This window comes from Deltaproteobacteria bacterium (assembly GCA_026712905.1).
Lineage (GTDB): Bacteria > Desulfobacterota > Binatia > UBA9968 > JAJDTQ01 > JAJDTQ01.
The window spans coordinates 1-19782 of the sequence record JAPOPM010000058.1; the positions used below are offsets into that span (position 1 = coordinate 1).

Consider the following 19782-nt stretch of genomic DNA (forward strand, 5'->3'; position numbering starts at 1 on the left):
GCGTATGTCCGCAGAGCCAAGCTATGCCAAACGCGCGCCCGGAAAAGAATTCCCGCCAACCCCCCGACCCCTCATCCCCGCGAAAGCTGGCCCTCGCCCCCGATCGGGGTCGAGGGCAAGCTTTCGCGGGAATGACGTTCTGTTACGTAGTTGCCTTATGAATTTTGACACAGCCTGGAACGCGGGAATACGGGGGTGATGGGGGAGTCCTGCCATCGATATCGTAATCACCGGGGCCAACGGCGTCGTGGGCGTCGCGCTTATCCGTCTTCTGGCGAGAACCACCCTGCCACCGAGACAACGTGTGCGCGCGCTGGTGAGGGGACCCACCCAGGCCGCCGTCCTCGACGGTTTCCCGGTGGAAGTCCGGCAGGTCGACTACGGTAAACCGGAATCGTTGTCGGACGCGGTTCAGGGCTCCGCCGCCGTCGCACACTTGGCCGGAGCACTTCAGCCTCGGCGTGGCGAGCGGCTCCACGATGCGAACACCGCGACCACCCGAAACGTGGTGTCCGCCGCCCGAGCCGCCGGCGTTCGCAGGTTCGTCTACCTGAGCGCGCCGGGCGCGGAGTTGAACTCACCCAACGAGTACCTGCGCTCCAAGGCCCTGGCCGAATCGGCCATACGCCGGGCGGGATTCGAGACCGTGGTGTTCCGTGTCCCCATGGTGCTGGGCGCGGGAACGCCGTCGACGCGCACCCTGTTTCACCTGGCCGCGAAGCGCGTGGCGCCGCTGGTGCGCGGCGGCAGGGTGCGCATCCAGCCGGTGGCTCTGGCGGACGTGACCCGCGCCATCCAGTGGGCGCTCACGGTGGAGACCGCGCCTGTCCATGTGCTGGACCTGATGGGTCCCGACACCCTGACCTACGTCGAGCTGTTGCGCCGGGCCGCGACGCGCATGAACCGGAGTCCGCTGGTGTTGGGTGTGCCCGGCTGGCTGGCGGAGGCAACCGCCGTCGTGGGCGGACGGCTGGGGTGGGGCTGGAACCGGACCCTCTTCGACACGCTGTTCAACGAACATCTCGGGGATGCCACGGAGACGCGCGCGCTCCTGCCGTTTCCGTTGACCCCGGTGGACGATCTGCTGGATGAACTGTCGGTACGGACTCACGGGCACGCAACCGACCACGGACAAGGAACGTGAACGATACAACGACGCAGGAAGCAACGGCTCCGCCGAAGGAACAGAGCCTCTTGGCCCGCCTCGTGCCGGTTGCGCTGACGATTGTCATCTTCGGCGTCATCTTCTGGCGCATTCCCTTCGAGGCCTTCTGGCAGGCCGTTTCCGGCGCGCGCCTGCTGCCGTTCTTCGCCGTCATGGGCTCGTTCTCGCTGTGTTTCTTTCTGGCGGACTCGGCGGTGCTCACGGCCTTGATCCGCTGGTTTCACGGACCCATCCGCTACCGGGAGCTGTTGCCGGTGCGCGCATCCACCTACGTCGTCGCCATCATCAACACGCAACTCGCCCAGGCCGCGCTGGCGCTCTACCTGAACCGCCGCTTCCGCACGCCCCTGGGCGAGATCACCAGCACCGTGGTGCTGCTCATCCTGCTGGAGGCCACCAACCTCTTCTTCTTTGCCACGGTGGGCTCGGCCGCTTTCCCGGGCGGGACGCCGGCAGTGTTTTTCGTCCTGCCGGCCGTGCTGACGCTGCTCTGGATCGTGGTCGTGGGCACCGCGCGCGGCCGGTTCGGCGCGCTGGGACGGCGCTTCGGCGGCAACGTACTCCTGTCCACGTTCCGCCGGGTGCGTTTACCTCAGGCCCTGGCCATCCTCGTCCTCAAGGGCTCCGTGTTCTTCCTGTCACTGCTGGTCCATGCCCGGGCGCTCACGTTCTTCGGCATCGAGATCCCCGTGCTGCCGCTGCTGGCCTTCCTGCCCATCGTCTACCTGGTGGCCGCGCTGCCTGTCACCGTGGCCCACCTCGGCACCTCGCAGGCCGCCTGGATCTTCTTCTTCGGCGGCTACGCCGCCGAGGCGGACCTCCTCGCCTACAGCCTCGCCGCCCACCTCACGTTCATGCTCGCCAACGGCTCCTTCGGCCTGATTTTCCTGCCGCGGGTGTACGCGGACCTCTTCTCAAGAAGACCCACGGACACGAAAAGTTGAGGTTTGGCACGTGGCATGTTATCTGGTCAGCATGGTCAGGAGGAAACCATGAGTCAAGTCTGGCAAGTACAGGAAGCGAAGGCGCGTTTCAGCGAGCTGGTACGTGATGCCGCGGAATCAGGTCCGCAGACCATCACCGTGCGCGGGCGACGCACCGCCGTGGTATTGTCCGCGGACGACTATGACCGCCTGAAGCGTCCGGAACTCTCGACGCGCGAGTTTCTGCGGGTGTCCTCCCGAGTGGGAGTGGACCTCAAGATTGAGCGAGACAAGTCGCTGCCGCGCGATATCGACCTGTGAGCTTTCTGATCGACACCTGCGCACTGTCGGAACTGGTGAAATCGCGACCGTCGTCGCAGGTTCTTCAGTGGTTCGTGGACACACCCAAGACGTCCATGTTTGTCAGCGTCTTGACCTTGGGCGAGATCCGAAAAGGGATCATGATGCTGGGAAAGGGCCGGCGGCGGCTACGGCTGAACGCTTGGCTGGAAGCGGAGTTGCCGATGTGGCTGGGAGACCGTATTTTGCCGCTTGACGCGAACGTAGCGGACATGTGGGGCCGACTGATGGTTCGTTGTCAAAGACTGCCCGTCGTGGACGGGCTGATTGCCGCTACCGCCCTGAGTCACAGCCTGACCGTCGTTACACGCAATGAAGCCGATCTTGCACCCACGGGCGTTGAGTTGGTGAATCCGTGGAAGCGGTGAGCCCCGTGGCGCCATGTCGATAAGTCCTTCACCGTCCAGTCCGCTCGTCCGCTCCCGCGCGCAGCGTCTTGTCGACGCCGCGCGCGACCTGGGCCCCGAACGGCTCCGTCTCCTCACGGTCGTGACCGGCGGACACATCGTGATCCACTGGTTTCAGCAGTTGTTCCCGGTGGCGTTGCCCTTCATCAAGGCCGGGCTCGGTCTCAACGCGGTACAGGCGGGGGCGCTGGGGGCCGCGCGTCAGTTCGGACAGGGCACCCTCAACCTTCCCGCCGGGATCCTCGGGGACGCGCTGTATCGCTACCGTGACATGATCCTGGCCTCGTCCCTGGTCATGATGGGGCTGGCCTATCTGTTGTTCGGCAGCCGCGGGGGCTTCGGCGTCGCGTTCGCCGCCAGCGTGCTCATCGGCTTCGGCACCGCCCTGTGGCACCCCACGGCCGCCGCCACCCTCACGTCAAAGTTCCCGGAGCGCCGCGGCACGGCGATTTCAGTCCACGGCACCGGCGCCACGGTGAGCGACAGCCTGTCGCCCTTGGCCCAGGGCGTGCTGCTGGCCGCGTTGCCGTGGGAGGGAATCCTCTGGTGGCAGATCGTCCCCGGGATCCTCTTCGGCTTCCTGGTCCTGCGCGGACTCCTCGGGCTGTTCCGGCAGGATGAGGTCCCCCGGTCGCGCATTGGACGCTTCGGCGAAATGATGGCGCTGCTGAAGGATGGCACCTTCGTGGCCATCTCCGCCTCCAGGGGCCTGCTCACCATGGGCCGCGTCGTGGTCCTGACCTTTCTGCCAATCTACCTCGTGGAGGAGTTGGGTCTCTCGGCAAGTCTGCTGGGCGTATACTGGATGCTGCTCCACGTCGTCGGCATCTTCTCCCAGACTCCGCTGGGCTATCTCTCCGACCGCTACGGCCGGAAGTTGGTGCTGGTCCCCTCGATGCTCGTCCTCGGGGTTCTCTACATGCTGCTCGCGGTTGCGCCTCCCGTGCTGGCTCTGACCGTCGTCATCACCGCCATCGGGACCTTCTTCTACACCTTGATGAACGTGATCACCGCCGTAATCGCGGACGTCGCCGGCGCCAACGTGCAGGCGTCGTCCCAAGGCCTGACCACGGTGATCGCCCAAGTCGCGGTCCTGCCCACACCCATCCTCGCCGGGTACCTGTCGGATCTCTACGGTGCCGGCTCCGCGTTCGTGCTTGCGGGAGTCTTCGTGTTCATATCGGCGGCCTGCCTGATGCCGCTCAAGCTTTATGCCGGCGACCGGGACGCGTTGTAGGCCAACTACGGTCATCGATACTTGACAACCATTGAACCCATTTCCGAACGCAGCTACACAAGCACTCTGGCCACCGTAAGGCCGAGGTTGTCGCCCTTAAGGACAAGGGGGTAGGAGGAGGACGAAATGGATGCCAGGCCGAGTCAGGATGAGAAGGCCAGGATAAGCGAGCAAATTGGGCGCGTGATTGGCGAACTCCCCTCGCGTTTGCGGAACGTGTTGCAGGCGGCAAGAGAGGGTGGGGCAGCCGTGGGTGCGGCAGGTGCCGGCGGTGCCGGGTCGCTTGCTGCCCTGTACTTTGCAGGCATCAACGGCCTGTCTGCCGCGGGTATTACCTCGGGTTTGGCGACCGTTGGTGGTATTGTCGGCGGCGGAATGGTGGCGGGGGTCGGGGGATTGGCAGTGCCCATCGCCGCCGGGGGGCTGGCCGGGTATGTGGCTGTCGCTCGCCGCCGCCGCGCGAAAGATATGGCGGCACTGAACACGGCTATCGAGAAGCTCAAGAACATTCAGGAGCAACTGGTTGAGAACGCGGAGTACTACAGGGATGAGTTAGCTGTACTCAGAACGTACATCGAGAGTCTTGAAAACGAGTTGCATCAGTCACGTGAAACGAAGTCGAAGGACATGTTGCGGTTTATCGGAATTCGTTCAGAACGCCGCGATAGTCAGGGTACGGGGACTGATGGAACATAGGGACCATCCGGGAATCATTAGAGATGTGTCCGTCCTGCAACAGCAGGCTGACACCATCGCGCAACTCCACGAAGACTTGGGGCGGGAACTTCAAGCAATGAAGAAGCGGTTGTCCGCTCTGGCGTTAGCTCAGGAATTTGAAGCTGTGGAGTACAAGCCGGTTCACACCTATGAGACCAGTCGACACGGGATTCCGCCGAGGACGGACTCGGTCCCGACCGGGGCCAAACCAAGCTCCCAGGAGCATGTAGCCCTTGAAGACGTCCTGACAGCGGAGGATTGGGTTGCCGTTGACAACCGAATCGCGGCTTACGTCGAGGAGTTCAACGCCCGCTACGCCCTTGATCGGTGGGACTACGCCATAGCCGGTGGCTGTGGCTTGTTCGCCGCAATGCTCGACTTGTTGTGCGTCAGGGCTCCCGGCGTCCCGACGGTTAGCTGGTCGAAGGGAGTGGACGGCATCTTCAACCGAGTGGTGCAGGAGGCCTTCAACCACGTTCTGACACCAGAGCTGAGCAAGGAACTTGGCAGGTTGAACACCATTGGTGGCGCGGACTCAAGTACCGTGGCCCAACTACTCGGGGCACCATCAGGAACGTTGAACCCCATGAACCACCGCTTGAGGGCGTTGTCCCATGACCCGGTTCTGGGTCTTCTGTTTGGCGTTTTGGACATGCGGCGCGGAACTTGCACCGTCATTGAGAACGGCGCTCTCAAGATTTATCCGACGACCCAGGGGGCTCTTGATAGCGGTTTCTTTGGGCTGCTTGGCCGCCTTTTGGGACATCTGCTTTCTGACGTCAACGCGTCCACCCCGCGCGGCAACCGGGGGATGGGGCTACCCGCCCCCTTCATGGGTCTCTTTCGAATGTTCGACGGTCTGCCCACGAGAGCATCGGACTTGGGGAAGCAAGTCGAGTACATGTATGTCAAGGGCTACGACTCCCGCCATTTCATCGTGACGAGTATCCCGGTCTTGATCATGGAAGTGTTGATGCGGGTCTTGTACGCCGTCAAACAAGCAAAACACACGCCGTGCTCATTGGGCGAAGCCCTGGTGGATACCTTACCGGGGATGATGAACCCGCGCTTCAGGATGATGCTCGCAATGGCTTATGGAACAATGGCGGCGGTAAACGCGGGTAAGGTTTACGTTACGAATGACATCCTCAATCTGAACTACGCGGCATGGCTTGGGCTTATATGGAACGGGTTTCATTCCCTCAAGTGGGGGTTGTGGGACAAGAACCTCACGTTTTGGAGCGATGTCGAGCAAAAAGAATTAGAGTCACTGAAGGGTATGGTACAGGAACTCGAACTCCTCGAAGATCGCGCCGGACGGTTGCCTGTTCGTTCCTAACCTGCCCTCGCTAAGCTTCGTGAGAGGTCGACTGTCAATGGGTCGCGTACTCTTGTTGAGTGTGTTTCCGTTCGTCGATCCCGACCCACAAGACTCAGGCCGCTCAATCTGCCAGTCGACAGGCAATCGGCATTATCTGGACGGATTTGGATCTTCTTGACGCTCACGCCGGCTCGTAACGCTGTACGGCGATGTCGTCCGCGCGGGCTCGCATTCGGGCGGCGTCGTGCCATGCTTGCATCCGCAGCAGCAGGTCCATGCTCACGTCGAACGCTTTTTCGACGCGCAGCGCCATCTCTGGCGAAACCCCGGCGCGGCCGTTCAACAGGTCCGAGAGCGTCGCACGGCGCACTCCGCGTCCGGTATTTCCCGCACAATCGGTGCCAAGTGACGCTTGTCTGGAGTGAACCGAAGATGGCTCAGGGTGTGGGCCGCCGAAGATTGCGTGCGAAGACCAGCGCCGTGTAGACGAACACCGCGTTTCCGGCCCAATCGAGCCACACGGGTGGCCGGTCAGGATCGAGCCAGATCCCCAGGGCGACGGCGCCCACCAGCAGGTAGTAGATGACGCCGGCGGCCTTTCCGGGGAGGTCCTCCTGGAGTTGCGGGCCAGGGTCGGCTTGCCCTGTGCGGTTGCGGTACAGGAACTGAACCGCGAGGGCGGCGATGCCCAGGGGCACCCAGTAGCCGAGGAGCCCGAGCCAGGCGGCCGCCAGAAGGGCTGTCGTGTTGAAAAGAACATCCGCCAAGGCGTCGAGACGGGCCCAGCGCGCGCTCGGGGCGCCGGAGCGGCGGGCGAAGTAGCCGTCGGCGAGGTCGGAAGACGCAGTGACTGCGTACAGCGCGAACAGCGCGGCACCCGGGGAGCCGGAGGCTCCCCGGTAGGTTTCAACCATCAGGTAGATGAAGGGGACCGGGGCGGCGAAACGCCCCAGGGTCAGCGCGTTGGCGAGGCCACGGTAGAGCCTGGAAGTCGGTGCGCGCGGGTCGCGGCTCAGTTGAGCGGCTCCATGACGGCGTTGCAGCCGTCACACTTGCGGTTCGCCTCGTTGTCCCAGAAGCGCTCGAAGATGGGCGGAAGCTGCGCCACGATGTCGGTGAGCTGCACCGCTTCCTCGTAGATCTTGGCGTGGCAGTCGTCGCAGTACCACTGGAACAGGTCCAGTTCGCCCTCGCGGCGCTGGCGCTCGATGACGAGGCCCACGGTCTCGGGCTTCCGTTGCGGCGAGTGCGGCACCTTGGGCGGCAGCAGGAAGATCTCGCCCGCGCGGATGGGGATGTCCCGCGGCGCGCCGTCCTCCATGATGCGCAGCGTCATGTCACCTTCGAGTTGGTAGAAGAACTCCTCGCCCTCGTCCACATGGTAGTCCTTGCGCGTGTTGGGGCCGCCCACCACCATGACCGTGAACTCGGTGTCCTTGTACACGACCTGATTGCCTACCGGCGGCTTGAGCAGGTGACGGTGCTCGTCGATCCACTTGGAGAAGTTGAGAGGCGGTGTGATGCGGCTCATGTTCAGGTCCTCCCTTGAAGCTCGATAGCGACTCCGGACGGCTGAATGATGCCCCGAGCGTTGGGACCTGTCAACTCGCCTTTTCCGATCCGTTCAGCAGGCCCGCCGCCCACTGGATCACGTCGTCCTGGGCGGCATTCTCGGGGGCGGAGCCGACCTTGCGCACGGCCGCGCGCGCGGCGGGCGGGGCCAGGCCCAGGGCCAACAGCACGCACACGGAGAACGTGCCGGTGCGGCCGATGCCGGCGGCGCAGTGCACCAACAGGGTTTCTCCTTCGTCGAGCAGGCCGGCGGCCTTGCGGGCCATCGCCCAGAACGCTTCACGATCCGCGGGGGCCTCGAAGTCCTCGATGGGAAAGCTCTCGTGCACCCACGGCATCCTGGCCTCATCGACCGCGCGGGCGTAGAGCGGCGACTTGTCGCGCAGTTCCTCCGGCGGCACGAGGCAGATGACGCGCGTGACGCCGTGGTCGATGATGGCGTGCCACGCCTCCTCGAACACTTCGTAGCGTCCGGGCATGCTGCCGACGTAGAGACGGCCGGCGACTTCTTCGGGCAGTTTCACGAGGCGATACATGGGTGAGATCCGTGGTGGGGCTAGGCCCCGTATTCGTCATTCCCGCGAACGCGGGAATCCAGGGGTGGTGGGGCGAGGAAACACGCCGCTATACCCCGCCCAACCCCTGGATTCCCGCCCCCGATCGGGGTCGAGGGCAAGCTTTCGCGGGAATGACGATCCGGGGGCGTGACAATTCAACCAGTCTTCTGCGGCGCAGGCTCATAGGGAAGCTCTGATCGATGGTGATCCGTGGGCACGACGACACCGTCTGGGTCACAGCGTCCGGCGCAACTCCGCGGCGGAATCCGCCAGCAGCCTTGCCTTGGCGAACGCCAACTCGCGGCTCACGGTCATGAGGCCGCAGTCCGGCGCCAGCAGGAGCCTGTCGGCGTCGAGATAGCGGAGCACGTCGTGGACGCGCGTCACCACCGTGTCCACCGGGGGCACGGGGACGTCGCTGGGGTCCACGGCGCCGAACATGACCAGGCGCTCCTTGCACGGTTCGAGGATGGCCGGGTCGTAGCTGCTGCGGGCGAACTCAACGGCGAAGCCGCCGATGTTGGTTTCGAGCAAGAGCGGGAAGAGCTCGGGATATTCGTACTCGTGCTGCAGGTCCTTGCCGCCGGGGTAGCCGTAGCACAGGTGCACGATGGTGGGGATGGTGATCCCCTCGATGCAGCGGTCGAGGGCGCGGGCGCCGTAGTCGGCCACCTTCTCGTGGTAGCGGGTCATGGCGGGCTCGTCGATCTGCACCACGTCCGCCCCGGCCGCCTGAAGGTCGCGCAACTCGGCGTTCAGGACCGCGGCCACGTCCATGGCCATGGCGGCCTCGTCGCCGTAGTGTTCGTCCAGGGTGCTGTCGACCACGGTCATGGGTCCGGGCACCGCCATCTTCACGGGCCGGTCCGTGCGTGACTTGGCGAAGCGCAGGTCCTCCACCACGGCCGGAACCCGCCGGCCGATGGGACCGTGCACCCGGGGTACCTGGTGGACCTCTTCGCGCCGCCGGTACAAGCCCTTGGGCACGCGGTTCACCGTGTCCACGCCTTCCATGGAGTTCAGGACGTGGTCGATGAAGTGGGGCCGGCGCTGCTCGCCGTCACTGACGAGGTCGAGACCCGCCAGCTCCTGGCCGCGGATGGCGAGAGCGGTGGCGTCGTCCAGGCCTTCCTGCAAGAGGTCCCCTTCCAGATTGAAGGTGACCGTGCTGCGGACGGCGTCGGCGAGCCACCTGGGCCGGGGAAAGCTGCCGATGGTGGTGGCGGCGATGGGCGGTAGTTGCATGAGAGTCTCCGTTTGCCAAGTGTTTTCTGGAATCGTGGACCGTTACGCGGTACCCGCCGCCGGAACCAGGCGGGGTGCCCGCGGCGTGATCTGCATCACCAGTGCCGCGGCGATGATCGCCATGGTGGCGCCGGCGAGGAACGCGTACTGGTACTCGCCGAAGACGTCGTAGACGACGCCGGCGAGGTTGCCCGCCGTGCTGGCGCCTAGCTGATGCGCCAGGAAGATCCACCCGAAGATGCGCGCCACCGCGTGCCGGCCGAAGGTGTCCGCGGCGATGGCCGTGGTGGCGGGGCCGGTGGCGTACCAGTCGATGCCGTACACCGTGGCGAACAGGATCAATCCCGGCAGGCTGTCGACGAAGGGCAGCAGGAACAGCGCGCAGCCGCGCAGGAAGTAGGCCAGGGCCAGGACCTTGCGCGCGTCCACCCGGTCCACCAGCCAGCCGGCGCCGATGGTGCCGATGAAGCTGATGCCCCCCATGACGCCCACGATGAGGCTGGCGACGACCGCCGCGATGCCGAGATCCTCGACGACGTGGGGTATCAGGTGCAGGCCGATAAGCCCGTTGGCGGTGACGCCGCAGACGAAGAAGCCCGCGCTCAGGAGCCAGAAAGTGGAGCTGCGGAAGGCGTCACGGACCGGCGTGGCCGACGCCGGCACGTCGCGGCGGGCGGCCGCGGCGGCGGCGCCGGTGTCCTGCTGCCCCAAGGGCTCCAGGCCCACGTCCGCCGGCTCGTCGCGCATCCACATGGACACCAGTATCATCAGGCCGAAGGCGACGGCGGCCAGAAACAGCATGCTGCCGCGCCAGCCGGTGGCGGCGATGATGAGGGTGAGCAGCGGCAGGAACAGCATCTGCCCGGCCGCGTTGCCGTTGGTGAGGATGCCGATGGTGACGCCGCGGTGCCGCACGAACCAGTGGTTGGCCACCGACGCGGCCAGCACCGGAGTGGCGCTGGTGCCGATGCCCACCACCAAGCCCCAGAAGAACAGGAGCTGCCACCATTGCTGGATAAAGGCCGTTGCCACCAGACCCGCCGTCACCATGCCCAGGGAGTAGTACACAACCCGGCGGGCGCCGTAGCGGTCCACCAGCCAGCCCGCCGCCGGTGCGCCGATGCCGAACAGCAGGAGGTTCATGGCGCCGGGTACGGAAACCACGGCGCGGCTCCAGCCGAACTCCGCTTCCAGCGGCTTGATCAGCAGCGTGGCGGCGGAGCGGGTGCCCGCGGCCGTGAGGTTGACGCAGAAGGTCAGCGCCACGACGATCCAGCCGTAGAAGAAGGGGACGGAGAGGGGAGGGCGTCGCTGCGTCACGTGGGAAGCCAGGCGGCACCCTATCCGAGTTGGTAGAAACGGCGGGCGTTGCCGTGCAGGATCGCCGCCTTGTCGTCGTCCGTGAGACGCGGGTTCTCGCGCAACTCCTGGATCTCCTCCTTCGCCGTGGCGTGGTTCACTTCGTGGGGGAAGTCGGAAGAGTAGAGGAACGGCTTGTTGCCCGCGATGCGCACCGCGAAGGGCAGGGTCAGCTCGTCTCCTTCCACGCCGATGAAGATCCGGCCCGCGTCCACGTGCTTGAGGACATAGTCGGTGACGGATTCGTTGTCCTTGAGCTGGAGGAAACGGCCGTTGGGATCATACTGCACGTGGCTGCTCCAGGAGCGCTCGAAGCGCTCCAGGCAGTTGACGAACCACGCGGCGCCGGCCTCCAGGAAGCCGAAGCGGGCGTTGGGGTAGCGGTCCAGCACGCCGTTGAAGACGATGCCGGCGAAGTTGACCATCTGGCCGAAGGGGTGCCCCAGCGCGTTCACCGGCGCGTACGGGCTCATGTCGTCCAGGCCCATGTTGTCGTGCACGCCGCCGTGGATGCCGAGAGCGCACCCCAGGCGGTCTGCTTCCTGGTAGATGGGCCAGTAGCGCTCGTCCCCCAGGTGGTTCTGAAGCTGGCTGGCGCCGGTCCCGGGCAGCATGGCGCCGGCGAAGTGAAGCTCCTCGACGATGCGCCGCAGCTCCGCCGCCGCTTCGTCCGGCTCCTGCAGCGGGATCATCCCGACGGCCTGGAAGCGCGGGCTCTTGGCCGTGTACTCGTCGTGAATCCAGTCGTTGTAGGCGCGCGACAGCTCGATGGCCCAGTCGCGGCTCACAACCCGGCCGAGGGTGAGTCCGTTGGTCGGGTAGAGCACCGTGCTTTCGACGCCCACGTCTTCCAGGAAGTCGATCCATCCGTCGTGTCCCACCTTGGCGAACGCCCCCTCGGGCACGAAGTGACGGTTGGTCGCGTGCAGATGGTCGTTGGGTCCGAAGGGACTGCGCCCCGACCAGTTGCTGACCCGGTAGTCTTCCGGCATGCGCCGCCAGATGGCCTCGTGGTCTTCCACCACGTGGCCGTCGCCGTCCACCACCGTCTGATCTTGTAACGTGCTCACGGTTGGCCTCCGTATGCCCCGGGGTCAAGGCTTCCGCTCTTGCTCCGAGGCCCTGGTACTTGTCATTCGTGCGAAACCGACTGTGCCAACATTCCAACGCCTCGAAACGTCATTCCCGCGGAAGCGGGAATCCAGGGGTGGTTGGGCGGGGAATCGACGCTGTTGCCCCTCCCCACCCCTGGATTCCCGCTTCCGCGGGAATGACGTTTCGGGGCGTCTAGGGGTGTCCTACGCCTTCTGCGCCGCTCCCTCGCCCAGCCGGTAGAATCGCTGGGCGTTGCGGAAGAGGATGGCGTCCTTGTCGTCGTCGCTCAGTCCCTCGTTCTCCTCCAGCTCCTGCAGCTCATGCTTGCAGGTGGCCGCGTCCACCTCGTGGGGATAGTCGGACGAGAACAGGAATGGCTTGTTGCCCACCACGCGCACGGCCTCGGCGATGGACAGCTCGTCGCCCTCGACGCCTACGAAGATGCGGTCCTCGTCGATGTGGCGGCAGACGTAGTCGGTGATGTTCATGCCGTCATCGAGCTTGAGGAAGCGCCCGCGCGGGTCGTACTGCACGTGGCTCGCCCAGGAGCCGCTGAACCGTTCCAGGCAGGTGAGCAGCCAGGCGCAGCCGGCCTCCAGGAAGCCGATGCGCAGCCCCGGGAACTTGTCCAGCACGCCGTTGAAGATGATGCCGGCGAAGCAGACCATCTGCCCCATGGGGTGGCCCAGGGCGTTCACCGGCGCGTACGGCGTCATGTCGTCCATGAGCAGGCCCTCGTGGGCGCCGCCGTGGATGCCGATGGCGCAGCCCAGGCGCTCCGCTTCCGCGTAGACGGGCCAATAGCGCTCCGAGCCCAGATGCGGCATGTTGGCGCCGGTGGACGGCAGCATGGCGCCGCAAAGCCCGAGTTCGTTGACCATGCGCCGCAGCTCCTCGACCGCGGCCTTGGGCTCCTGCAGCGGCAGCAGCCCCATGGCCTGGAAGCGGGGGCTCCGGGCCACGTAGGTCTCGTGGATCCAGTTGTTGTAGGCCCGCGCCAGCTCGATGGCCCAGTCCCGGCTGACGATCTTGCCGAAGGCCAGCCCGGCGCTGGTGTAGAGCACCGTGGCATCGATGCGCACGTCCTCTAAAAAGACCTCCCAGCCCTCCGGTCCAACTTGGGCGAAGGCGCCCTCCGGGACGTAGTGCCGGTTGGCCGAATGCAGGTGGTCGATGGGCGGAAACGGGCTCTTGGCGCGCGCCTCGGAGAAGGTCTTGCCGATGTACTCCGGCGGCATGTTCTCGATGATGGCGCCGATGTCTTCGACCACGTGGCCGTCGCCGTCGATGATGCGTCGGGGATTGGTTGAGGTCACTGCGTTCCCTCCCTGGGAATGAAGATGGAGCGGTCGCGGGCGCTGGTTGACCGTCTTTCGGGATTATCCGATCGGGGGGAGCGTGTCAATCTCGCTCAGGCCCGCCCGAGGGTCAGCGAAAAGTCCGGCTTCCGGATATAGATGTGGTTGGCCTTGTCCTGGCGGGTCAGCTCGCCCACCAGTCGCACCAGCGGGGTGCTCGCGCTCAGGTATTCCTTGGGCCGGCCGCCGTCGGGCAGGGCCTTCACCGCCTCCTCGCCGGCGAAGACCCACAACAGGAAATCCTCGTCGGACAGATGCGTGGCGCCGATCTGCCGGCGCACTTCCTGGATCGACGGCGTGGGCAGCTCCCAGTGTGCCCATTCCTTGGCGCGCGGACGGTTCAGGATCTTGTCCTTCACCTCCGGGTCCATGTACTCCGCGCCTTCCTTGCCCCAGTAGCCCAGGGCGTACTGGATGGCCTGGTCGGTGACCTCCTTGTAGCGCTCGCCCACGATGACGTTGATGGCCGCCTGGGTGCCCACGAACTGGGACAGCGGCGTCACCATGATGGGGTAGCCCCACTCCTTGCGCACCTGCACGCACTCCTCCAGGATCGCGTCGAGCTTGTCGCGCTTGTCGATGAGCGCAAGTTGGTGGCGGAAGTTGGAGATCATGCCGCCGGGAACCTGGTGGGTGTACTGGGACTCGTCGTACTCCACCACCCGGCCCACCGGCAGGTTGTCGCGCTTGGCGATGTAGTGGAGCTTCTCGGTCACCGGCCTGAGTACGTCCTCGTCGATGAGCGGGTTGTGCCCCATGGCCCGCAGGTTCCGCGCCACGTTGAAGATGGACGGCTGCGCCGAGCCGTTGGCCAGCGGCGGGATGCCCGTGTGCAGCGTGGTCAGGCCCATGTCCACGGCCTCGAGATAACACAGGGGCGCCAGCCCGTTGTTGCAGTGGGCGTGGAACTCCACCGGCGTGTCGCCGATGTTCTCCAGCACGATGGGGATCAGCGTGCGCGCCCGCTCCAGGGTCAGGAGCCCGCCCACGTCCTTGAAGCAGATCCGCACCGGGTTCAGGGCCGCGGCCTCCCGCGCCTTCCGCGCGTAGTACTCGTCGGTGTGGCGCGGCGACACCGAGTAGATGAGGTTCACCACCGTATCCATGCCGAGCTTCTTGAGCCCGGTCTTCTCCACCTCGAACTCTTCGTAGTTGTTCCACGAGTTGGACGTGCGCGTCAGCGTGATGCCGTAGTCCATGATGCGCTGGATCATCAGCTCGAACACGCACACCGGGATCTTCTCGATGAGCTTGAGCCCGCCGTGGAGCCTCAGAGGCGTTTTGCGGAAGCGCTTGGTGCCCAGCCGGAACCAGTCCCAGGCGTCCTCCTTCTGCTCGCGCACCAGCTTCTTGAACATCACCGTGACGAAGAACTCGGCCGACTCGAACCCGGCCTCGTCGATGTGCTCCGCCACCGCCAGCATGGCGTCCGTGCGCATGTTCAGCGCCCACAGGCTCTGGTTGCCGTCGCGCACGGTGGTGTCGATGAAACGAACGTCGCTCATGGTTGGTCTTAGGCTCCTTGATGGGTGTTCCGATGCGGAATGTGTCGGTCCTCGAATGATGCCCGCAGGGTCTGGTGGTGTCAACTTGGTGCCGGCCCTTGCGACGCGGGGCTGTCCGCGACCTCGCGGCCGAGTCAATTGATTTAGTCCTGGTCTTGTTCTATCCCAGGACTGCCCGCGCTTGCGTGCCTCCAGCGGCACACGCGGCCTCTTTCATGCTCGACGACCTCACCCAAGCAATACTCTACGCCCTTGCCGCCGGCATCATCTGGGGCGTGGTCCCCACCCTGATCAAGAAGGGCATGGCGGAGTCGAACGTCAGCATGGCGACGCTCTGGACCCAGTACTGGTCCCTGGCGACCCTGGTGGCGGCGACGGCTTGGCGCGGGGAGTTCGTGACGCTGGATTGGTTTCCGGTGCTCTCCTTCATGCTCACGGGTGTGGCCGCCTGCCTGGGGAAGGTCTTTCTCAACCTGGGCATCGACAGCGTCGGGGCGTCGAAGTCGGTGACGGTGAAGAATTCGTCACCGCTCATCACCGTGCTGCTCGGATGGGCATTCCTGGGCGAGCACGTGAGCTGGGAGATCTTTGTCGGGGTGGTGGTGATCGTGGCCGGCGTGCTGCTCCTCACCGTGAGCCCACTGCAAGGGGAGGGCGCTCCCAACCGGGTCGTCTACTTCATGTACCCGCTGTTGTCCTCCTTGGCCTTCGGCATCAATCCGGTCTTCAAGAAGTGGGGGTTGCTGGCCGCCGGGGTGCCGGCCTTCGCGACCCTGATCAACCACATGACGGCCACGGTGATGCTGTTCACGGCCGGACCCTGGCTGGGCATCCAGGCATGGCGGCAGGAACGGGTGCCGCTCAAGAGCGGCGTGCTCTTCGCCATCGCCGGCGTCACGGAGGCCCTCGCTTCTCTCTGCACCTACCATGCGCTCTTGCTGGCCCCCGCGGTCCTGGTGGCGCCCATCTGGCGCATCTCGCCGCTCATCACCTTTGCACTGTCCCGCTTCACCCTGCGGACCCTGGAGAGCGTGACGATGCGGGACGGGCTGGCCGCGGCCTTCATCGTCGGCGGGGTCTGGGTGCTCAGTCACGGGGGCTGACCGATACTTGACTTCGTGTTCACTTAAACGGACGATCCGATCATGAAGACCGCCACGATCCATCAAGTAAAGGCGCACCTTCACCGTATGTTGAAAGAGATTCAGTGCGGCGAGACCATCGTCATTCTGAACGGTTCGACTCCAGTGGCCCAATTGATCGCCATCGCACCGTCCGCGAAACGGCGACCGGAGGTGGGGCCCCGCACCTCGCCGCCCGTACGCTCCGCCGCCGAAGCCTTGCAGCCCCTGACGGACGATCAACTAAAGGAATGGGGCCTTTGACCCCCAATCTGTTTAGTTGGAGGGGTCCGGGTGCTCAGTCACAGGCTGAGGAAGGCTTCTGCGATTGATTTGGTCACAGGCTAAGTCTATCTAGTGTGAGAGCAGCATGCACCGAGTAACCGTTCGCGAGGCCAAGACCCACCTGTCCCGCCTATTGCGAGAGATCGTCGAAGGGGAGGAAGTCGTCATCACGCGCTTCGGCCGACCCGTAGCGCGTCTGGTTCCCATTGAGGAGGACCATCCCGTGTTCGGTGTCGATGAGGGACGTTTCGTGGTCCCCGACGACTTCGACGAGCCCCAGGACGAGGGTCTGCTGCGCATGTTCGAGGGAAACGACTAGGACCGGTGTGAGCATACGGGCCAGGAGGTAACGGATGGCAGTCTTCCCGTTCGAGTACAGCAATCCGCGCGTGGAGCGCATCGTTTTCGGCCGTGGAGTGGTGAAGCAGTTGGCGGAGGAGGTCCGGCGCCTGGACGCGGAGCGCGTGTTCGTGGTGACCTCGCCCTCCATCGCCAAGACGTACCTGTTGGACGCGGTGCGGTCGGCCCTTGGCGACCTCTGCGTCGGCGTCTTCGACACGGTGCAGCCGCATTCGCCCACGGACTCCATCGCGGTGGCGGCGAAGCAGGCCACGGATGCGGCGGCGGACGCGTTCGTCAGCGTCGGCGGCGGCAGCTCCATCGACACGGCCAAGGGCATGGCCGCGCTGATGGCGGAAGGCCGTCCACTGAAGGACCTGGCCACCCACTTCATCCCGCCGGACAAGAAGGAAGTGCCGCCCATGCCGGCGCCCAAGATGCCGCACATCGCCATCCCGACCACCTTCTCCGGCGGCGAGTACAGCTATTCCGCGGGGTTGGCCGAAGGGGGGTACAAGCTCATCCTGGCCGATCCCAAGATGTCGCCGCGCACGGTCATGCTGGACCCGGAGGCGGCGCAGACCGCGCCAGCCAAGCTCCTGGCGGCTTCGGGCATGAACGCCCTGGCCCACTGTGTGGAAGCCGTCTACTCGACCCAGACCCAGATCCTGAGCCAGGCCTATTGCCTCGCGGCCATCGGGCCCATCACCACCTACCTGCCGCGGCTGGTGGCGGACATGAACGACCTCGATGCCATCGGCGAGATGCAGGTGGCCGCCACCCTCTCCAGCATGGGCGTCTACAGCGCCTGGACCGGCATCCATCACGGCATCGTGCACGTCATCGGCGGCCGCTTCACCGTACCCCACGCCAACATCCACGCGTTGATGCTGCCCTACGCCATGCGCTGGAACCTGGACGGCACCACCGAGGCCATGGCGCGCATGGCCCGGGTCATGGGGGTCGACGAGCCGGACGAGGTCAAGGCCGCCGCCCAGGCGCCGGAGGTGGTGTACGGCATGAACGTGAAGATGGGGCTGCCGCTGCGGCTCCGGGACCTGGACATCCCGCGCGACGCGCTCCCGTCCCTGGCCGAGGCCGCGCTGGACGACATCAGCACCCACAACAACCCCAAGAAGATCCACTCGCCGTCACAGGTGCTGGAGTGCCTGGAGATGGCCTGGTAGGCGCCTGTCATGAAAATCGCGGTGTTGCCCGACAACCTGATCGACCGCATCGCCGCCGGCGAGGTGGTGGAGCGGCCGGCGTCCGTGGTCAAGGAACTGTTGGACAACGCCCTTGACGCCGGCGCCACGGAAATCTCCGTGCTGGTGGAAGGCAACGGCACCTCTCTCATCCGGGTGAGCGACGACGGCGAGGGGATGGCACCGGAAGACGTTCCCCTGGCCTTCGAGCGCCATTCCACCAGCAAGATCAAGGACGAGACCGACCTCGCGGGCATCGCCACCATGGGGTTCCGCGGCGAGGCGCTGCCCAGCATCGCCTCGGTGGCCGTGGTGGAGATGGTGTCGCGCCCCGCGTCCGAGGAGGCGGGCTGCCGCTACCGGGTGGAGAACGGCCGCAAGGGCGTGCCCGCGGCCGCGGGCTGTCCCGTGGGCACCACGGTCGAGGTGCGCGACCTCTTCTTCCACGTGCCCGCGCGCCTCAAGTTCATGAAGGCGCCGCGCACCGAGATCAAGTACGTGACCGACGTGCTCAACCGCACGGCGCTGGCGCATCCGTCGGTGCACTTCCGCCTGCATCACGGCGGCAAGCGGCTGGCTGACTATGTCGCCACCACGCGCCTCCAGGACCGCGTGCGCCAGGTGTTCGGCGACGCCGGCAGCGAGCTCGTGCCGTTTTCGCTGAACGGCGAGCATGTGCATTGCACCGGCTTCGCCAGCCAGGCGCCGAAGTCCTTCGGCAACTCCCGCTACATGGTCACCTTCGTCAACCGCCGCTTCGTGCGCGACCGACTGTTGACCCACGCCATGCTCAAGGCCTACGACACCCTGCTCATGAAGGGACGCTACCCGGCCACGATCCTCTACCTGGAGATTCCCCACGCCTACGTGGACGTGAACGTGCATCCGGCCAAGACCGAAGTGCGTTTCCGGAGACAGTCCGCGCTTTACGAGACTGTGCTGCACGCGGTGCGAAGCGGGCTAAAGACCGCGGCCGAAGGGACGCCAGCGGGCGGGTGGGTGCCGGGCGAGGCGGATCTCGGTCGTACGCCGCTCGGTTCATGGAACCCGCGCGGCCCCGAAAGCGCGCCCGGCCTCGGGAACGCCCCCGGCGCTGGGAACACCTACGGGCCGCAAACACGGTCGGCGGCCCCGCGTACCGGCGGCGTGTACGAGCGCGGGCTGCCTTACGACGCGGGCAGGAACCAACCGGTGCTGCCACTAGGCCCGCGCCGCGGCTTTCAGGATGCCGCCCCCGGCCTGGCGGCGCCCGCGTCGCCCAAGGCCGCGGAGCCCGGCCCCTTCGCGGCGCTGACCGTGGTGGGCCAGGTGCTGGGTTGCTACATCCTGTGCCAGGGCGACCCGGGAATGGTGCTCATCGACCAGCACGCCGCGCACGAGCGCATCGCCTACCAGCGCATGCACGAGGACCTGGAGCAGGGCCGCATCGAACGCCAGGAGCTCCTGATGCCGCAGGTCATGGAGTTGCCGGTCACCGAGGCCATGGTGCTGGAAGAGCAACTGGGCACGCTGGAGCGGGCGGGATTCACGCTGGAGGCGTTCGGCCGCAACACCTTCTCTCTCAGGGCGGTGCCGGCGCTCCTGGCGGACGGCGACTACCGCGACGCCGTGCGCGCCATCGTCAGCGACCTCGCCGAGACCGGCCACTCCGCGGAACTGCACCGCGGCTTTCAGGAGCGGCTGATGAGCATCGCTTGCCACAGCGTCATCCGCGCCAACCGCGCGCTCGAGAAGGAAGAGATGGAGGCGCTCCTCGGGGAACTGGACCGCACGGAGTTCGCCACCCAGTGCCCCCACGGCCGCCCGGTCATGGTGCAGTTCAGCCGCGGCCAGTTGGAGCGCATGTTCCGCCGGGCGTGACGGTGACCGTACGAATATTGCGCCAGGCGAAGTCCTGGAAAGGAGGATGCCATGAGCTGAAACCTTTCGTAGCGATCCAGCGGGTTCGACACCCGCCCGGCAAAGGCGTAGCCAGCCAGCCGGAAGCGAGTCTTGCATGGCGAGCGGCAAC

The 19782-nt window shown here is 65.6% G+C and carries 20 protein-coding genes and 1 pseudogene; 12 read left to right on the forward strand and 9 right to left on the reverse strand.

The window, feature by feature from the left end; genetic code table 11:
• Window positions 1-226: 226 nt before the first annotated feature.
• The 7 genes from OXF11_04440 (at window position 227) to OXF11_04470 (ending at window position 6148) form a co-directional block, all read left to right on the forward strand.
• Entirely contained in the window at window positions 227-1144 is a 918-nt protein-coding gene (locus OXF11_04440; GenBank protein ID MCY4486347.1) for an NAD(P)H-binding protein, read from the forward strand.
• The gene (locus OXF11_04445; GenBank protein ID MCY4486348.1) at window positions 1141-2109 is read left to right on the forward strand and encodes a lysylphosphatidylglycerol synthase domain-containing protein; all 969 of its coding nucleotides are present in this window, start codon (window positions 1141-1143) and stop codon (window positions 2107-2109) included. Before OXF11_04440 ends, OXF11_04445 begins: the two co-directional genes overlap by 4 nt.
• Window positions 2110-2157: 48 nt before the next feature.
• Complete coding sequence (locus OXF11_04450; GenBank protein MCY4486349.1) at window positions 2158-2409, forward strand: type II toxin-antitoxin system Phd/YefM family antitoxin; 252 nt, start codon at window positions 2158-2160, stop codon at window positions 2407-2409.
• The gene (locus OXF11_04455) at window positions 2406-2816 is read left to right on the forward strand and encodes a type II toxin-antitoxin system VapC family toxin (protein ID MCY4486350.1); all 411 of its coding nucleotides are present in this window, start codon (window positions 2406-2408) and stop codon (window positions 2814-2816) included. The genes OXF11_04450 and OXF11_04455 overlap by 4 nt, the downstream gene beginning before the upstream one ends.
• 13 nt (window positions 2817-2829) lie before the next feature.
• Window positions 2830-4092 (forward strand): MFS transporter, encoded by a 1263-nt coding sequence (locus tag OXF11_04460; protein ID MCY4486351.1) that lies wholly within the window; start codon window positions 2830-2832, stop codon window positions 4090-4092.
• Between the two features lie 126 nt (window positions 4093-4218).
• Window positions 4219-4788 carry a hypothetical protein gene (locus OXF11_04465; GenBank protein MCY4486352.1) on the forward strand — a complete coding sequence of 190 codons (570 nt, stop codon included), beginning with the start codon at window positions 4219-4221 and terminating at the stop codon, window positions 4786-4788.
• Entirely contained in the window at window positions 4778-6148 is a 1371-nt protein-coding gene (locus OXF11_04470) for a hypothetical protein (GenBank protein MCY4486353.1), read from the forward strand. Before OXF11_04465 ends, OXF11_04470 begins: the two co-directional genes overlap by 11 nt.
• Window positions 6149-6311: 163 nt before the next feature.
• On the opposite strand, the pseudogene OXF11_04475 reads toward OXF11_04470, so the two are convergent.
• The 9 genes and pseudogenes from OXF11_04475 to OXF11_04515 form a co-directional block, all read right to left on the reverse strand.
• Window positions 6312-6503, reverse strand: a pseudogene (locus tag OXF11_04475) (helix-turn-helix domain-containing protein).
• Between the two features lie 64 nt (window positions 6504-6567).
• A complete protein-coding gene (locus tag OXF11_04480) occupies window positions 6568-7044 on the reverse strand; it encodes a hypothetical protein (protein ID MCY4486354.1) in 477 nt (158 codons plus the stop codon).
• Window positions 7045-7142: 98 nt separating this feature from the next.
• Window positions 7143-7661 carry a 3-hydroxyanthranilate 3,4-dioxygenase gene (locus OXF11_04485; protein ID MCY4486355.1) on the reverse strand — a complete coding sequence of 173 codons (519 nt, stop codon included), beginning with the start codon at window positions 7659-7661 and terminating at the stop codon, window positions 7143-7145.
• A 70-nt stretch (window positions 7662-7731) separates the two neighbouring features.
• Window positions 7732-8238: a protein-tyrosine phosphatase family protein gene (locus OXF11_04490; GenBank protein MCY4486356.1), complete on the reverse strand. Its 507-nt coding sequence runs from the start codon at window positions 8236-8238 to the stop codon at window positions 7732-7734.
• Window positions 8239-8493: 255 nt separating this feature from the next.
• Window positions 8494-9504 carry a hypothetical protein gene (locus OXF11_04495; protein ID MCY4486357.1) on the reverse strand — a complete coding sequence of 337 codons (1011 nt, stop codon included), beginning with the start codon at window positions 9502-9504 and terminating at the stop codon, window positions 8494-8496.
• A gap of 42 nt (window positions 9505-9546) precedes the next feature.
• A complete protein-coding gene (locus OXF11_04500; GenBank protein MCY4486358.1) occupies window positions 9547-10824 on the reverse strand; it encodes an MFS transporter in 1278 nt (425 codons plus the stop codon).
• A gap of 20 nt (window positions 10825-10844) precedes the next feature.
• The gene (locus OXF11_04505) at window positions 10845-11933 is read right to left on the reverse strand and encodes an amidohydrolase family protein (GenBank protein MCY4486359.1); all 1089 of its coding nucleotides are present in this window, start codon (window positions 11931-11933) and stop codon (window positions 10845-10847) included.
• A gap of 228 nt (window positions 11934-12161) precedes the next feature.
• Entirely contained in the window at window positions 12162-13274 is a 1113-nt protein-coding gene (locus OXF11_04510) for an amidohydrolase family protein (protein MCY4486360.1), read from the reverse strand.
• A 95-nt stretch (window positions 13275-13369) separates the two neighbouring features.
• Window positions 13370-14821, reverse strand: a complete 1452-nt coding sequence (locus OXF11_04515; GenBank protein ID MCY4486361.1) for a hypothetical protein — start codon at window positions 14819-14821, stop codon at window positions 13370-13372.
• Window positions 14822-15036: 215 nt separating this feature from the next.
• Here OXF11_04515 and OXF11_04520 point away from each other — a divergent pair, with 215 nt between their 5' ends.
• The 5 genes from OXF11_04520 to mutL all read left to right on the forward strand — a co-directional run bounded on the left by OXF11_04520 (window position 15037) and on the right by mutL (window position 19631).
• The gene (locus OXF11_04520) at window positions 15037-15924 is read left to right on the forward strand and encodes an EamA family transporter (GenBank protein ID MCY4486362.1); all 888 of its coding nucleotides are present in this window, start codon (window positions 15037-15039) and stop codon (window positions 15922-15924) included.
• Window positions 15925-15966: 42 nt separating this feature from the next.
• Window positions 15967-16206 carry a hypothetical protein gene (locus tag OXF11_04525; protein ID MCY4486363.1) on the forward strand — a complete coding sequence of 80 codons (240 nt, stop codon included), beginning with the start codon at window positions 15967-15969 and terminating at the stop codon, window positions 16204-16206.
• Window positions 16207-16312: 106 nt separating this feature from the next.
• Complete coding sequence (locus OXF11_04530; protein MCY4486364.1) at window positions 16313-16546, forward strand: type II toxin-antitoxin system Phd/YefM family antitoxin; 234 nt, start codon at window positions 16313-16315, stop codon at window positions 16544-16546.
• A gap of 34 nt (window positions 16547-16580) precedes the next feature.
• Entirely contained in the window at window positions 16581-17753 is a 1173-nt protein-coding gene (locus OXF11_04535; GenBank protein ID MCY4486365.1) for an iron-containing alcohol dehydrogenase family protein, read from the forward strand.
• A gap of 9 nt (window positions 17754-17762) precedes the next feature.
• Window positions 17763-19631: a DNA mismatch repair endonuclease MutL gene (gene mutL, locus OXF11_04540; GenBank protein MCY4486366.1), complete on the forward strand. Its 1869-nt coding sequence runs from the start codon at window positions 17763-17765 to the stop codon at window positions 19629-19631.
• Window positions 19632-19782: the final 151 nt, after the last annotated feature.

Bases quoted from the DNA above. Each gene is read 5' to 3' on its own strand.
- OXF11_04450 (MCY4486349.1), top strand. From the start codon at position 2,158: ATGAGTCAAGTCTGGCAAGTACAGGAAGCGAAGGCGCGTTTCAGCGAG.
- OXF11_04460 (MCY4486351.1), top strand. From the start codon at position 2,830: ATGTCGATAAGTCCTTCACCGTCCAGTCCGCTCGTCCGCTCCCGCGCG.
- OXF11_04465 (MCY4486352.1), top strand. From the start codon at position 4,219: ATGGATGCCAGGCCGAGTCAGGATGAGAAGGCCAGGATAAGCGAGCAA.
- OXF11_04470 (MCY4486353.1), top strand. From the start codon at position 4,778: ATGGAACATAGGGACCATCCGGGAATCATTAGAGATGTGTCCGTCCTG.
- OXF11_04480 (MCY4486354.1), bottom strand. From the start codon at position 7,044: ATGGTTGAAACCTACCGGGGAGCCTCCGGCTCCCCGGGTGCCGCGCTG.
- OXF11_04485 (MCY4486355.1), bottom strand. From the start codon at position 7,661: ATGAGCCGCATCACACCGCCTCTCAACTTCTCCAAGTGGATCGACGAG.
- OXF11_04490 (MCY4486356.1), bottom strand. From the start codon at position 8,238: ATGTATCGCCTCGTGAAACTGCCCGAAGAAGTCGCCGGCCGTCTCTAC.
- OXF11_04495 (MCY4486357.1), bottom strand. From the start codon at position 9,504: ATGCAACTACCGCCCATCGCCGCCACCACCATCGGCAGCTTTCCCCGG.
- OXF11_04515 (MCY4486361.1), bottom strand. From the start codon at position 14,821: ATGAGCGACGTTCGTTTCATCGACACCACCGTGCGCGACGGCAACCAG.
- OXF11_04520 (MCY4486362.1), top strand. From the start codon at position 15,037: ATGCTCGACGACCTCACCCAAGCAATACTCTACGCCCTTGCCGCCGGC.
- OXF11_04525 (MCY4486363.1), top strand. From the start codon at position 15,967: ATGAAGACCGCCACGATCCATCAAGTAAAGGCGCACCTTCACCGTATG.
- OXF11_04530 (MCY4486364.1), top strand. From the start codon at position 16,313: ATGCACCGAGTAACCGTTCGCGAGGCCAAGACCCACCTGTCCCGCCTA.
- OXF11_04535 (MCY4486365.1), top strand. From the start codon at position 16,581: ATGGCAGTCTTCCCGTTCGAGTACAGCAATCCGCGCGTGGAGCGCATC.
- mutL (MCY4486366.1), top strand. From the start codon at position 17,763: ATGAAAATCGCGGTGTTGCCCGACAACCTGATCGACCGCATCGCCGCC.